The following is a 13,793-nucleotide window of genomic DNA, read 5'->3' as shown; positions in this document are numbered from 1 at the left end:
CCCGATGGTGACGCTGACCCGCCCCGCACGAACGGCGTCGCAGTCAGTGGAACATCCGCAACTCGAAACGCCCCGCTACCGGCGCAATCGCAGCAGGCCCAAGTGGGTCTCGATCCCCCTCCGCTTCCTCGTGCCCGCGCTGCTGGTTGCCGGATGGTGGATCGGATCCGCTACCGGACTGATCCGCGAAGAGATCCTGGCCGGACCTCCGGCGGTGTGGACGGCATTCGCCGAGCTGTACCAGTCGGGTCAGTTGGTCGACTTCGGTCTCGCGTCGCTTCAACGTGCTGCACTCGGTGTTTCGGTCGGTGTGATCGTCGGATTGGTGCTCGGGGTTCTGTCCGGTCTCTCCTCGCTCGGTGAAGAACTGATCGACTCGACCATGCAGATCAACCGCGCGGTTCCGTTCCTCGCGCTCGTTCCGTTGTTCATCGCCTGGTTCGGTATCGACGAAACTTTCAAGGTGGTCCTGATCGCAGTCGCGACCGTCGCCCCCATGTACGCATACACCTACCTCGGTGTGCGCGGGGTCGATCGTAAGATGGTCGAAGCGGCACAGGGTTTCGGACTGACAGGTTGGCGACTGGTGTTCGGAGCGATTCTTCCGACCGCCCTCCCCGGTGTTCTGATGGGGCTTCGAATCTGCTTGTCGCTCAGCATCACCGGATTGATCGCCGCCGAACAGGTCGGCACACGTGAGGGGATCGGATACCTGGTCACCCTGGCGCAGGAATACAACCGCACCGACTACATGGTTCTGTGCATCGTCATGTACGCGGCGCTGGGTCTCATCTTCGACGCCGTGGTCAGGCTGATCGAGCGGTACTCCATGCCGTGGCGGAGATTGTCGGTGGCGCGGTGACGAACACGACCGTCGGCTCGCTGCCTACCTCCGAAGCACCTCTGCCGCCGTTGGCAACGCGTGAGCGGACCGGCACCACTGCGGCCGAACGACGAGCCGGATCACCGGTGGCAGTCTCACTCACCGGAGTGCGGAAGTCGTTCGGTGACAAGACTGTTCTGGGAGGTATCGACCTCGAGATCACACGCGGAGAGTTCGTCGTTCTCCTCGGCCCCAGCGGCACCGGCAAGACGACCCTGTTGCGAGTGCTCTCCGGTTTGGAAGCACCGGACAGCGGCGAGGTGCTGGTTCCGCGCGACCGCACGGTCGTCTACCAGGAACCGCGATTGATCCCGTCGAAGCGAGTTCTGGCCAATGTCACAGTCGGACAGAAGCGGTCACGTCAGGTGACCGACAATGCACGCAACGCACTCTCCGAGGTCAACCTCGCGGACAAGCACCGTGCCTGGCCGGCCACCCTCTCCGGCGGCGAGGCCCAACGCGTCGCATTGGCTCGCGCTCTCGTTCGCGAACCTGAACTATTACTGCTCGACGAACCGTTCGCGGCCCTCGACGCTTTGACCAGGCTCCAAATGCAAGACTTGGTAGGCGATCTGGTCGCCCGCCACCGTCCGGCTGTACTACTCGTCACGCACGACGTCGACGAAGCCGTACGACTTGCCGACCGCGTGCTCATCCTCGACAAGGGCGGGTTTGCCGTGGACGTCGACATCGACCTGCCACGCCCCCGCGATCGGAACGATCCCGAATCTTTGCGCTACCGAGCGAGTTTCCTGAAGGAACTCGGTGTCGGCCGCACCTTCCCCGACGGACAGGACAGTCATGACATTGATCGCTGATTCCGCAATCGACACACTCTGGTACACCCGCTGCCCCGTTCCCACCGCCAGCGGTCTCGCCAACAGTCTCGGTTGGCTCGACCGGACGGCAAACGAATCCGGAGTGCGTTTCGGCGTACTGCAAGATGCCGGACCGGAATTGGCAGTGCGCCATTTCGATCACCATCTCTCCGGACTCATTCGTGAGGGCGGCAACGTCCCCGCACTGGCCGCGCGTGCCAGTGGTTCTCCGACGCGGCTCATCGGGCTCACCTGGATCGACGAGGCCCAGGCGATCCTGGTGCGCGGAGACTCCGACATCCGAGAAGCAGGTCTTCTGGCCGGCGCTCGGATCGGTATCCCGGCCTGGGCTGCGGATCAGGCCAGGAGCTTTCCTCGCGCCATGGCCCTGCACGGCTTCGCCTCCGCACTTCGACTGGGCGAGTTGAGTTTTGCCGACGTCACCCTCGTCGAGGTTGCGACGACCGCAGCCCCCGAGGTCCGCACCGCCTCGTCCACCCGCAACACGACGTGGGGTGTCGAATCCCTGCTCCGCGGCGACGTCGATGCCATCTACGTCAAGGGTGCCCGCGCCCAGGAAGTTGCCCGCGAACACGGCCTCGCCGTGGCCGTCGATCTCGATTCCACTGCATCCCTCCGTGATCGCGTGAACAACGGCACCCCACGACCGATCACGGTTCATGCCGACCTACTCGAACAGCGCCCGGACATCGTCGTCGGTTTCCTCGCCGAGAGCCTGAGAGCAGCGGACTGGGCCGCAGCCAACATCGACGAGGTCCGAGCCGTGCTGCAGACCGAAACACAGTCCGGGCCCGAAGGTGTGGTGGCAGCCTACGGCGAGAACTTCCACACCGGACTGCATTTGAGCCTGTCGGACGAGCGTGTGGACCTGCTCGGCGTGCAGAAACAATTCCTGTATGCGCACGGCTTCCTTGCCGCCGACTTCGACCTACAGTCCTGGGTGGCGCACGAACCACTGGAACAGGCACGCGCACTTGTCGCCGCGCAGAAGGGCACAGAAGAATGACGGACGTCTACTGGGAGCTGCCCTCGCGCGGTGACGGACGTCGAGCAGTGGCCGCGCTGAACAGTCGCGGCGGCTTCGGGCCACAGCGACCGACTACCGTCGCGACCGATGTTCGCCCCGGAAACTTCGGGCCCTTCGACGAATTGGCACAGATCGTTCTCGCAGCCGAACTGTCGGGCGTCGACGGCGTTGTCGCACCGTACGATCCGAATGGCGAAGAATCCTGGATCGTTGCTGCCGCCGCCCTACGTCAGACGCGTCATTCGCGAGTGGTCGTGGAGTTTCACCCCACTTTCGGCACCCCCGTCTACGCCGCCAAAATGTCGGCGACACTTCAGCGCCTGTCGGCAGGTCGTCTCGAATGGCGAGTGAAGGTAGAGACGGACCCCGAAGACGCCGCTGCTCGCGGAGACGTGGTTCGAGGAGCCGACCGCTACGCGCGCGCCGCGGAGTTCCTGACCGTCGCACGCGGTGTGTGGAACGAGGAACAGATTCTCCCCGGCGGATTCGGCGGCACGGGTTACGACTTCGACGGCGAATACTACGACGTACTCGGCGGCGGATTCCGAGGCATCTTGTCGGGACTCCGTTTTCCCCGAGTACATCTGACCGGAGACTCACCGGAAGCTCTGGAACTCTCGGCCCACCATGCCGATGTCCATCAGTTCACCCTTGCCGGTGACGAGTTGTCGACACGGATCACCACCCTCGACGACCGAGCATCCGAACTCGGCAGGACCGTCGAGAAGGTCCTGCGCATCCCGATCATCGCGAGGGAAACAGCCGACGAAGCCTGGGCTCGCGTCGAACGGCAACTGAGAGAGGCCGATTCCGCGGCACTCGAGATCGATCGGGGCGGCATCCTGTGGTCCGGATTCGACCGCATCGGCTACGAGCACAGTATCGGCCTCGTCGGAAGCTACGAGGAAGTGGCGCAGCGATTGTCGTCGTATCGCGATCTCGGCGTGGACGGTTTCGTCTTGTCCGGTCGACCACACATCGAAGAGCTGCACCGGGCGGGCGAGCATCTCCTCCACCTGGTCGATCCCGAGGGTCGGATCCGCAAGGAAGAGAAGGCCACCACAGAAGAGAAGGCCACCGCATGAGCATCGATTTCTATTGGCGGATCGGGATGGAAGGCGACCACGCGTCGCTGCGTACTCCGCGTCGCTACAACCGCGGCGATGCCGGTGGATACGGGCCGGGCAACATCGCTCCCGCGATCCGCGGCGGTGAGTTGGACGGATACAGCTACATCGACCACATGGCCGCAGTGGCAAAGGCTTCCGAGTCTGCCGGCTTCCTCGGTGGACTGCTGCCGTCCTTCCCGATGACCGAGGATCCGTGGGCGACCGCAGCAGCGTTGGCCGCCGAGACCACCACGTACCGTTTCATGGTCGCGTTCCAACCGGGGTTCCTTCACCCGGTACAGGCCGCGCGGATGTCGGCCAGTCTGCAGCGAGCAACCGGCGGACGTCTGGTTTACAACATCATCAGTGGTGGAGGCGGAGCGCCTCAGCTGTGGTGGGGCGACAAGGTCGACCATGACGATCGCTACACCAGGACATCCGAGTTCCTCGATGTACTCAAGGGTGTGTGGGACGGCGAACCTTTCGACTTCGACGGTCGCTTCTTCCAAACCCACGGCGCTGCACTGCCACCCGGGCTTGCCGGCCAGCCGTTTCCCGAGGTGTACTTCTCCGGATCTTCGGCAGCAGCCGTCGCCGCCGCCGGACTGCACTCCGACTATTACCTTTCCTGGCTGGAACCGTACGCCGATCTGAGAGCCAAGATCGACGGCGTGCGGGAGAACTCGGCCAAGCTGGGACGCACCCCGAAGTTCGCCGTACGCATCGACGTCGTTGCCCGGCACACCGAAGAAGCCGCCTGGGCCGAGATCGAGAAAGGCTGGGCCTTCGTCGACAAGGGGGCCGCCGACCGCGCAGCGCAGGGTGATTCGGTGGGCGCCGCCCGCATCAAGGGGTGGGTGCCCGAACACATCACCGGTTACCGAGATCTGGAAGTGCAGCCCAACGTGTGGTGTGGCTTCAGCCTCATCCGCGGCGGACCAGCGTTCGGACTGGTCGGCAGCTACGAACAGGTCGCCGAAAGACTCGACGAGCTCCGCGAACTGGGCGTCGACGCCTTCATCCTCGCGGGTAACCCGCATCTCGAAGAGGCATACCGCGTCGGCGAAGAAGTTCTTCCCCTCCTGCAGCGCACCCCGATCACACCTTCTGGACTGGAGACTCGATGACCACCACCGAAACTCGACTCGACGCCGATACCGCAGCATTCGTCGAAGAAGCGCGCAAAGCAGCAGACAAAGCATTCGACGTCTTCCGCAAGACCGGAACGGTTGCAGCCAACGGGACCGTGAACTTCGTCGAACGCGTACCCGGCACCGAAATCGCGGTCGCCCTGAACGACCCGGGACCGTGGGCGGACGATCCGTCGGTGTCACCGGTTGTTGCTACGTTCGATGGAGAGGTGCTGTCCGGCAACGGATCGGCCGGTTTTGTCACCGGCTACGCGTCAGTGTTCCGTGAGCATCCGGAAATCACCAGCGTTGTCCACATCCACACTCCGTGGCTCGGCGGTTGGGCCCAGACCCATCGGACGTTGCCCATCCGCTATGCGGCTTCGCAGAGGCTGACGCTCTCCCGAGAGATTCCGCCGCACATCGATCGATCCCGGTCTGCGGGCGAGTTCATTCTCGAGCGTCTCGAACACGATCCCGATCTGGTGGCGATCTTCGAAGCCAACGGCGGGGTCAACGTCATCGGCCGCAGCGGGTTGCTCGACCTCGCGAAGTTCGTCGTCCTCCTCGAGGAAGGCGCGCAGTTCCAGGCGATCGCCGAAACCCTCGGCGGTTCAGTCGAATTCGATCCGTCCAACCTCACGGTCCAGTGGGGCCGTAGCGGACTCGCCGACGAGGCGCGTCGACGCGGCCTCATCTAGCCACCGCCCATCACTGATTCAGAACAGGAAACCGTAGATCTCATGACCGTTCGCGTCGGATACTTCCCACACAACAATTCACTGTTCGTTTTGCGCCACACCGGAATCCTCGAACGTCGTCTCCCGGACGTCGAGTGGGTGGACCTGCGTGAGCTTCCCGCCAAGCCTGCAGTGAACCCGGAAAACGCCTTGCCGACCCTGCACTCGGACTGGCTGTTCGAGGAGGGCGGATACGATGTGATCGGAACCGGATTCACGCCGCCGGTCACCGGATTGGCCCAGGGCCGCGATCTCGTCTACATCGGAATCTCCGGCCCCCGCGTGGAGAACGGGCGCCTGGTAGTCAAGGCAGAGTCCGAGATCAACACGGTAGAGGACCTGCGCGGCAAGCGCGTCGGCATCGCGCACGGATCGTGGCAGACCACACTGTTGTTGTTCGCCTTGGATCAGGCGGGGCTGACCTGGTCCGACATCGTCCCCGTCGATACCGACGTGCGCGGTGGTGGAGCGGACCTCTTCGACGGCACCATCGATGCCTGGGTAGGGGCGTACCCGGGGCTGACCGACATCGAAGCGAACCACGAACTGCGCACGCTGATCGCCACCGACGGACTCTTCAGCCACCCCTCACTGTGGTTCACCCGGCGCGATTTCGCGGATACCAACCCGGAGGCCCTCCAGGCGATCATCGAGGCCCTGCAGGAATCCGACGCCTGGATCGAAGCCAACCCCCGCGAAGCCGCGCAGATCTTCGTCGACGACATCGAGAAGCGTGGCGGGTCCGCGAGCATCGATGCCTGGGAAGCTGCACTGCGCGGGCGTCCTTTCGGTGTCAACCCGGTCACCGACGAGTTCCTCGACGAGCAGCAGCGAGCGGCCGATCTCCTGCTGAGCAACGGGCTACTGCCGAAGGCGGTCACCGTCCGCGAAGCAGTCGTGCCGTGGATCAGCGAGTTCGTCGGTTCGGATCGTTCGTCGATCTGAGAACCCACACCTAGCAGATCCGCTTCACACGTGACAGATACCGGACGGTCTGCCATTGTGAAGGGATGCGGCGGCGCGTGGGTGAGAGTTGGTCCACGCGACCAGTCTCAGGGGTAACCCCTGGGTCGGCCAGAAGAATTGGATACTGCGTCCACCGGCGTTCGGCACGCTCCGCGTGCTTGCCGCCGCACCGGACAAAGGATTTGGTCACCCCGCCCCGTCGCATCCCGGAGTCGAATCATGCGTGACTTCGAGCTCGATCCCGAGTTGGCGCGTCGTCTGGCCGTTGCGGCTGCTGACGCTCCGTGGACCCTCAGCGGCCTCGAGGAGGCATTCGGAACCGTCTTCGGTGTTTCCCCGACGCTCCTGGCCGTGCGCGTTCTCGACCTCATGCCCGCCCCACCGTTCGAACCGCAGACTCTGTACCGATTGCTTCGCGAACTACCTCGCCTGCGGCCTGTTCCTCTCTCACTGGACACCAATGAATCCTCGGTGTGGCGGTTCGACGTTCCCCGCTACAACACCAGTGTGGACCTGGCTCGTGCACTGGATCTGACGATCTCCGAACTCGAGTGGTTTGCCGACCGAGGGGAATGGCTCCGCACGAAACCCCTACCGCTACGCCACTACCGGCCCATGCAGATCAGCAAGAAGACCGGCGCTCGCCTCCTCGAGGTACCGAAACCTCGATTGCGCGAAATTCAGCGCAAGATTCTGCGCCGCATACTCGACCTGGTGCCCCCGCACGACGCGGCACACGGATTCGTCCGTGGTCGAAGCCCTCTGACTTTTGCAGCGCCGCACGCACAGTCGGAAATCGTGATCGGTGTCGACCTCGCGCAGTTCTTCCCCTCGATCAGCGGCAGCCGCGTTCACGCCGTCTTCACAGCCCTCGGCTATCCACCCGCAGTGGCGGGAGTTCTCACCGGATTGTGCACTGTTGCAACACCTGCCGATACCCTGCGCGGCCTACCGTATGCACAGGCATCACAGCTACGCACCGCGCATCTTCCGCAAGGCGCGCCAACTTCGCCTGCACTGGCGAATCTCGTCGCGCGCAAACTCGATATCCGCTTGAGTGGACTCGCACAAGCAAACTGGCTCACCTACACCCGATACGCCGACGACCTCGCCTTCTCCGGAATCGAAGTAGCCGACGTCGGAACCCTCCTCTGGAGCGTCGAGCAGATCGCCAGGGACGAAGGGTTTGCCATCCATCCACGAAAGACCAAGGTGATGCGCCCTCATCGACGCCAACACCTCACCGGGCTGGTGATCAACGACCAACCGTCGTATCCGCGTGACGACTACGATCGCTTGCGTGCCCTGCTGTACAATGCCGCCAGTACTTCTGCGCAGGAACAGAATCGGGACGGTATCGAGAACTTCCGCGCCCACGTCTACGGCCGGATCGCGCACATCGGCGAAACCAGCACTACGCGCCGACACACATTGCTGCGCCTGGCTGAACGTGTGGATTGGGACGGCTAGTGTCCGCGAGCAGTCAGACCCGCGGTGTGTACGCCATGCATTCGACCTCCATGTGCGCACCCAGCGCCAGTCCATCTGTTCCGAACGCACTGCGGGCCGGCAGTCTCGACGCCGGGAAGTACTCGAGGTAGACCTTGTTGAACTCCTGCCAACGAGACATGTCGTCAAGCATGACAGTGCATTTGAAGATTGCTTCGACGCCGGAACCGTAAGCGATCAGCGAAGCCACGATGTTCTCCATGGTCTGTCGAGCCTGCGCTTCGAAGCCGTCGGCCAAAGTCCCGTCCGGGAGCATGCCGATCTGACCCGACAGATACAGAACGTCTCCGACGCGCACTCCGGTGGAGAACGGCGTATCGAAAGCGGGTGGGATGAACTCGACGGTCTGAGATGAATCCATTAGATCTCCTCGGAGTTGGAATATGCGTGACGAGTTGGTGTTTCAGCGCACTGGGCGGGCACGAACATCGGCCAGGAAGTGCGCCACCAACTCGTTCCACGCGTGTGGGTCCTCGAAGTAGGGGGAGTGGCCGCGGTCGGCAAGTTCGACCACTTCGGTGTGGGGCAGGAACTCGGCGGCGCTGCGAATCCGCTCGGGTGTCATCAAATCGTCCAGCTCACCCGCGATCAGCAGAACCGGCGCCGTCACCGCGGCAAGATCGCTCGGCGAGTAGTTGTGGGCCTTGAGAATTCGGAAGAACTCGGTGTCAGGTGGGCGATGACCGAAGGTGCCGAGAGCTTGGTACAGGTATGCCCTCGCCATGTCCAAGCTCGGCAACCGTCCGCCCACAGCGGGGTGTTCCCCCAGTGGCCGCGCCGTGACGGGCGCCGCGGTGAGGGGAGGTGTGCCGTCCGGACCGAATCCGACGGGAATGCCGCCGGTCGTGCAGGCCAGGACTACCGACTCCACCCGCTCCGGAACAGCGATCGCGGTCCCCAATGCGGCCCAACCGCCCATCGACTGGCCGACCACGTGCGCTCGATCGACCTCCAACAGGTTCATGATTTCGATCAGATCCGAGACTGCCGCTACCGGGCCGTGGTTGCCCTTTTCGTTGGTGGACCGTCCGAATCCTCGCTGATCCCAGCTGATTACCCGATAATGCTGAGCGAAGTACGGTACCTGTTGGTACCAGACCGCGGCGTTGCCGCCGAGACCGTGCGTGAGAATCAGATCCGGGCCTTCGCCGGCAGTCTCGTACCAGACCCGTTCGCCGTCTGCGACGGTGATGAAGCCCTCGGTCCGTGAAATCATCCTTCTTCTCCTGTGTCGGACGGGCGCTTGCCCGAAGTGTGGTCAGTGAGGAGTTGCTGCACTTCATCGGTGGCCCGCAGCAGGTGTTCTTCGACCATTCGCGTCGTTTTCGCATCGAAGTCGGTATCGAACCCGATCACCGTCAACGCGCAGAGCGGAGATCCCTTGCGGGAAGACACTGCACGCGAGACCGAACCGATGATGTCCTGAGATCGTTTGTGTACAACGGCGAATCCGGTTTTCTGCGTCTCGGCTATGTCGGCGAGAAAGCCGGTGGGGCCTTCCAGTGGATAGCCGCTCTTCTCCACCATCGCCAGGTAGGGCGCCCGGGTGTTGTCCTCGAGTGCCGCGACCAACGCGAGCGGACCCGCGAACCGGTGCGGCGGAAGCAGATCCCCGAGCATCCGAGTGATCATCTTGAGTCTCTCGGGACGCAGCGCCGCGATGATCCGCGTTCCGCCGCTCTCGAGAACCTGCAGATTCACCATCATGTCGGTGCTCTCGGACAGCACCCGCATGGTCGGATCGCACAAGGCCGCCAACGAGTGCGCTGCCGCTTCGTGGGAAACCTGCAGTGCAGCCGGGCCGGGGAGATAGCGACCGTCGTAGCGGAAGACCCAACCACGGTTCGCGAGTTCTCCGAGCACTCGGTGCGCAGTCGGGCGGAGCATCCCGACTTCTTCTGCCAGTTCGCTGAGCTTCATCGGCGTGGTCGAGCGCGCGATGGCCTCGAGTAGATCCAGCGCTTTGTCGACGGCGGACGCAGAACCCTTCGTCATCCGATCCCCTCCCGGTGCCGTGGATGTACCCGGCGATCCGAAATCTCGTGTTCTTGGAAAACCCTTGGCATTCGTCTTGGAAATTACTATAGTCACAACAATCGTTCCGGCGTACGGAATTCTTTGAGCGTCTTCACCTTCCCACCGGATTACCGGCAAGGAAGTCATATCTTTCCCAGCGAGAGGCTTTCGGACATGACGGTTGGACATACCCTTCGGTCGACACCACGGTTCAGAGTTGTTGCCCTAGCTGCGGTCGCGACCGCAGCATTGGCACTGACCGGCTGCTCGAGCGACGCCACGGCCTCCGACGACGGGGGCACCCAGACCACCACGATTCGAATCGCACCTCAGCCGATCGCAGACTTCGCACCGATCTGGCTCGGAATGGAGCAGGGATACTTCACCGACGAAGGACTCGACATCCAGCTCGTCGAGGGCGGCGCCAGTTCCTCGGCTCAAATTCCGTTGCTGCTCAGCGGAAATGCAGATATGGCAGCCACGACCGCCGCCGCCGCAATTCAGGCACGCAGCCAGAACATGCCCGTCACCATCGTCGGAGGGCTCACGAATTTTGCCGCGAGTGACGGCGTCGACCAGTCCGGCCTCGTTGTCGCCAAAGACAGTTCCATCAGCGGCTTCCGTGACCTCGAAGGCAAAACCGTTGCGATCAGCGGATTGAAGTCCGTCAGCGAGGCAGTCATCTCTGCTGCGGTGGAGAAGTCCGGTGGAGCAGCGGACAAGATCTCGTTCATTCAGGCGCCCATGCCCAACCTCGGTGACCTTGTTTCCACTGGCGGAGCCGATGCGGCATTCCTCATCGATCCGTTCCTGAGCAAAGCAACCGACTCGGGGCTGAAGATCCTCGGCCACCCCTTCCCCTTGGCCGCGCCCGGTGTGCCAGGGACCTCGCTGGTCGCTTCGGAATCGTTTGTCGACGCGAACCCGGACTCACTCGCCAAATTCCGTACGGCGCTTGCCAAATCCGTCGACTACGCCAATCAGAATCCGGGCGCCGTCAAGGCTGCACTCTCGACACAAGCCAAGATTCCGCTCGAAATGCTGGCCAACAGCAAGAATCCTCAGTTCGTCGCAGTAGTGGAACCGGGTGCTCTCGGCACGGAGATCGAACTGCTGGTCAAGTACGGGGTACTGACGGATTCGGTCGAGGCCGATTCCTTGCTGACCCCGGCCAACTGAGTTGTCCGCCTTGACAACCCTGCAGACTCGCCGCAGGCAGGTTCTGCTCGGTCGGCTGCTGACGCTCTTCGCGTTGGCAGCCGCCTGGCAGATCTTCGGAATGCTCGGCGACGAGGACGTCAAAGGTATTCCGAAGTTCAGCGACGTGGCAGTGGCACTTGTGAACGAACTCGGCACGTCCTCGTTGTGGACATCACTGGGACAAACGGTGACCACCACAGCGATCGGATTGGCGCTGTGCCTGGTCATCGGGATCCCGGCAGGACTGCTGCTCGCCGCGCACCCGTTCCTGACGGTCTCCTCCCGTTTCGTCATCGACTTCTGCCGAACCGTTCCGCCGCTCGCAATCATTCCGCTCTTTCTGCTGATCATGGGCCCGACGCAACGGATGGCGGTGGCACTGATCGTGGCAGTAAGTGTGTGGCCGATTCTGCTCCAGACGATTCACGGTGTGCGCAACGTCGACCCGGAACTGCTGGCGACCGCACGCTCCTTCCGACTTCCGCTGTGGCGCAGACTCGCTCTCGTCGTCGCACCGGCGTCGATGCCCTACATCTTCACCGGGATTCGCATCTCGGCAACACTGAGCTTGCTGCTGACCATCGGTGCAGAATTGATCGCGGGCGTGCCGGGACTCGGTAAGGAGATCTTGCTGAGCCAATCCGTCCCCGATCGAATGTTCGCACTGATCATCGTCGCCGGACTACTCGGAATGCTGCTCGCCTTCGCCGTGATGGCGATCGAGAATCGTTTACTTGCTTGGCATTACATCCCGAGGAGGATGACGACGTGAAGATGATGTCAGGACTTCGACTCCTCGCGTGGGAGTTGTGGCTGCCGATCTTGATCGTCGTCGTATGGTACTTCGGTTCGGAGTCGAGCAAGTCACCCTACTTCCCGCCACTGTCGCGTATCTGGAAAGCGTTTGTGGACAACTGGTTCGGTCCGGGATTCGCCCACGACGTCGTACCGAGCTTGACCAACCTTGCCTTCGGTCTTGCCGTGGCACTGGTGGTCGGCATCGGCGCCGGTCTCCTGCTGGCACTGTTCCCGCTGACTGCCGATATTGCCGATCCGTTTCTCCAGTTCTTCCGCGCCATTCCGGCGCTGGCCGTATTGCCCGCCCTCTTCATCGTTTTCGGAACCGGTTCGACGGGTAACGTTGCCGCCATCGCCTTCGGTGCGGTCTGGCCGATACTCCTCAACACCCTCGACGGCATTCGCTCCATCGACCCGAGTATCCGATTGGTGGCGCGCAGCTACCGGATCCGTACACCCCTCCTGGTGACGCAGGTACTCCTCCCCGGAGCGATGCCACAGATAACGGTCGGTATCCGTACCAGTCTCGCGATCGGTGTCGTCATCATGGTCGGCAGCGAAATGTATGTCTCCACTGCAGGAATCGGCCACTTCGTGATCGTCGCGCAACAGACATTCGCCATCGCGGACATGTGGTCCGGAATTCTCCTGTTGGGAATCATCGGATACGTGCTCAACCTCGGATACGGCGTGATCGAACGATGGTTGCTCAGATGGCAGCCGCGGACCCACGACGCTCTCGCAGTGAAAGGAAACTGATGTCATCCACAGAATCTGCGGCATCGATACCCGCAGTCGAACTGAGCGGCCTCGGGGTGACCTACGGCGGCCCCACCGGCCGCGAAGTGCTCCGCGGGATCGACCTTACGGTCGCACCGGGAGAAATCGTCTGCATCGTCGGCCATTCCGGCATCGGCAAAAGCACGCTGATTCGTTGCATCGCCGGTCTGCAGAAGCCGACCACCGGTGAGGTCCGCATCGCCGGGATCGCGATTGATGCACCGCCGGCCACTCTGGCTCTCGTGTCACAGGACTACGGCCGCACACTGATGCCGTGGCTTCGAGTGGGCGAGAACGTTCGCCTGCCGCTGCGGGGCAACGGTCTGGCGCGGAAGGTTCAGAACGAAAGGGTTACCGATGCACTCGCCGTTGTCGGTCTAGGCGGTGCTGCGCGTTCCTACCCCTGGCAGTTGTCCGGCGGAATGCAGCAGAGGGTAGCGATAGCTCGCGCTCTCGCCTATCGGCCGCAGGTACTCCTCATGGATGAACCCTTCGCGTCGGTCGATGCGCAGACCCGCGCGGAACTCGAAGACCTGCTGCTGACGCTTCAACGTGATCTTGGTATCACCGTCCTCCTGGTCACCCACGACGTCGACGAATCGGTGTACCTGTCCGATCGAGTGGTCGTACTCGGCGGAACGCCGGCATTGATGCAGGACATCGTCGACGTCCCGTTGACCGGAGCTCGAGATCAACTGACCACCAAGGCGGACCCACTGTTCATCGAGTGCCGTACCAGGGTGCTGTCCGCAATCCAGCAGTCCAAAACGGTGGCGCCCGTGTAGTGGGCACCTCG

15 protein-coding genes are annotated in these 13,793 nt (G+C 62.8%); 12 read left to right on the top strand and 3 right to left on the bottom strand.

Translation table 11 applies throughout. The features are described from left to right. Positions 1–4 precede the first annotated feature (4 nt). From H351_RS03785 to H351_RS03750, 8 genes are all read left to right on the top strand, one after another. Positions 5–862: an ABC transporter permease gene (locus H351_RS03785; protein ID WP_020971388.1), complete on the top strand. Its 858-nt coding sequence runs from the start codon at positions 5–7 to the stop codon at positions 860–862. Next, the gene (locus tag H351_RS03780; protein WP_029256741.1) at positions 859–1,701 is read left to right on the top strand and encodes an ABC transporter ATP-binding protein; all 843 of its coding nucleotides are present in this window, start codon (positions 859–861) and stop codon (positions 1,699–1,701) included. The genes H351_RS03785 and H351_RS03780 overlap by 4 nt, the downstream gene beginning before the upstream one ends. Beyond that, complete coding sequence (locus H351_RS03775; protein ID WP_029256742.1) at positions 1,685–2,728, top strand: ABC transporter substrate-binding protein; 1,044 nt, start codon at positions 1,685–1,687, stop codon at positions 2,726–2,728. Before H351_RS03780 ends, H351_RS03775 begins: the two co-directional genes overlap by 17 nt. Continuing rightward, positions 2,725–3,834: an LLM class flavin-dependent oxidoreductase gene (locus H351_RS03770; protein WP_019746074.1), complete on the top strand. Its 1,110-nt coding sequence runs from the start codon at positions 2,725–2,727 to the stop codon at positions 3,832–3,834. Before H351_RS03775 ends, H351_RS03770 begins: the two co-directional genes overlap by 4 nt. Then, the gene (locus H351_RS03765; RefSeq protein ID WP_003946051.1) at positions 3,831–4,985 is read left to right on the top strand and encodes an LLM class flavin-dependent oxidoreductase; all 1,155 of its coding nucleotides are present in this window, start codon (positions 3,831–3,833) and stop codon (positions 4,983–4,985) included. Before H351_RS03770 ends, H351_RS03765 begins: the two co-directional genes overlap by 4 nt. After that, on the top strand, positions 4,982–5,689 hold the full coding sequence (locus tag H351_RS03760; RefSeq protein ID WP_029256743.1) for a class II aldolase/adducin family protein: 708 nt from the start codon (positions 4,982–4,984) through the stop codon (positions 5,687–5,689). Before H351_RS03765 ends, H351_RS03760 begins: the two co-directional genes overlap by 4 nt. A gap of 42 nt (positions 5,690–5,731) precedes the next feature. Continuing rightward, complete coding sequence (locus H351_RS03755; RefSeq protein WP_019746076.1) at positions 5,732–6,673, top strand: ABC transporter substrate-binding protein; 942 nt, start codon at positions 5,732–5,734, stop codon at positions 6,671–6,673. A gap of 240 nt (positions 6,674–6,913) precedes the next feature. Next, positions 6,914–8,164 (top strand): reverse transcriptase family protein, encoded by a 1,251-nt coding sequence (locus H351_RS03750; RefSeq protein WP_029256744.1) that lies wholly within the window; start codon positions 6,914–6,916, stop codon positions 8,162–8,164. A gap of 13 nt (positions 8,165–8,177) precedes the next feature. Here H351_RS03750 and H351_RS03745 read toward each other — a convergent pair whose 3' ends face one another. The 3 genes from H351_RS03745 to H351_RS03735 are packed head-to-tail and all read right to left on the bottom strand — an operon-like array spanning position 8,178 to position 10,198. Beyond that, positions 8,178–8,564, bottom strand: coding sequence for a RidA family protein (locus H351_RS03745; RefSeq protein ID WP_003946047.1), 387 nt, complete (start codon positions 8,562–8,564; stop codon positions 8,178–8,180). 42 nt (positions 8,565–8,606) lie between these two features. Further along, positions 8,607–9,419, bottom strand: coding sequence for an alpha/beta fold hydrolase (locus H351_RS03740; RefSeq protein ID WP_019746078.1), 813 nt, complete (start codon positions 9,417–9,419; stop codon positions 8,607–8,609). Further along, entirely contained in the window at positions 9,416–10,198 is a 783-nt protein-coding gene (locus H351_RS03735) for an IclR family transcriptional regulator (protein ID WP_019746079.1), read from the bottom strand. The genes H351_RS03740 and H351_RS03735 overlap by 4 nt, the downstream gene beginning before the upstream one ends. A gap of 195 nt (positions 10,199–10,393) precedes the next feature. Here H351_RS03735 and H351_RS03730 point away from each other — a divergent pair, with 195 nt between their 5' ends. From H351_RS03730 to H351_RS03715, 4 genes are read left to right on the top strand one after another with little or no spacing between them, the layout of a single operon-like run. After that, entirely contained in the window at positions 10,394–11,398 is a 1,005-nt protein-coding gene (locus H351_RS03730) for an ABC transporter substrate-binding protein (protein WP_029256745.1), read from the top strand. A gap of 10 nt (positions 11,399–11,408) precedes the next feature. Further along, positions 11,409–12,191: an ABC transporter permease gene (locus H351_RS03725; RefSeq protein WP_020971398.1), complete on the top strand. Its 783-nt coding sequence runs from the start codon at positions 11,409–11,411 to the stop codon at positions 12,189–12,191. Between the two features lie 2 nt (positions 12,192–12,193). Next, positions 12,194–12,976: an ABC transporter permease gene (locus H351_RS03720; protein WP_153212942.1), complete on the top strand. Its 783-nt coding sequence runs from the start codon at positions 12,194–12,196 to the stop codon at positions 12,974–12,976. Next, positions 12,976–13,782 carry an ABC transporter ATP-binding protein gene (locus H351_RS03715; RefSeq protein WP_029256747.1) on the top strand — a complete coding sequence of 269 codons (807 nt, stop codon included), beginning with the start codon at positions 12,976–12,978 and terminating at the stop codon, positions 13,780–13,782. The genes H351_RS03720 and H351_RS03715 overlap by 1 nt, the downstream gene beginning before the upstream one ends. Positions 13,783–13,793 lie beyond the last annotated feature (11 nt).

Origin of the sequence: Rhodococcus erythropolis R138, from assembly GCF_000696675.2 — a bacterium.
GTDB lineage: Bacteria > Actinomycetota > Actinomycetes > Mycobacteriales > Mycobacteriaceae > Rhodococcus_F > Rhodococcus_F erythropolis.
Note: the sequence above shows the minus strand (reverse complement) of the source record. Positions and strands in the feature narration are given on the sequence as shown.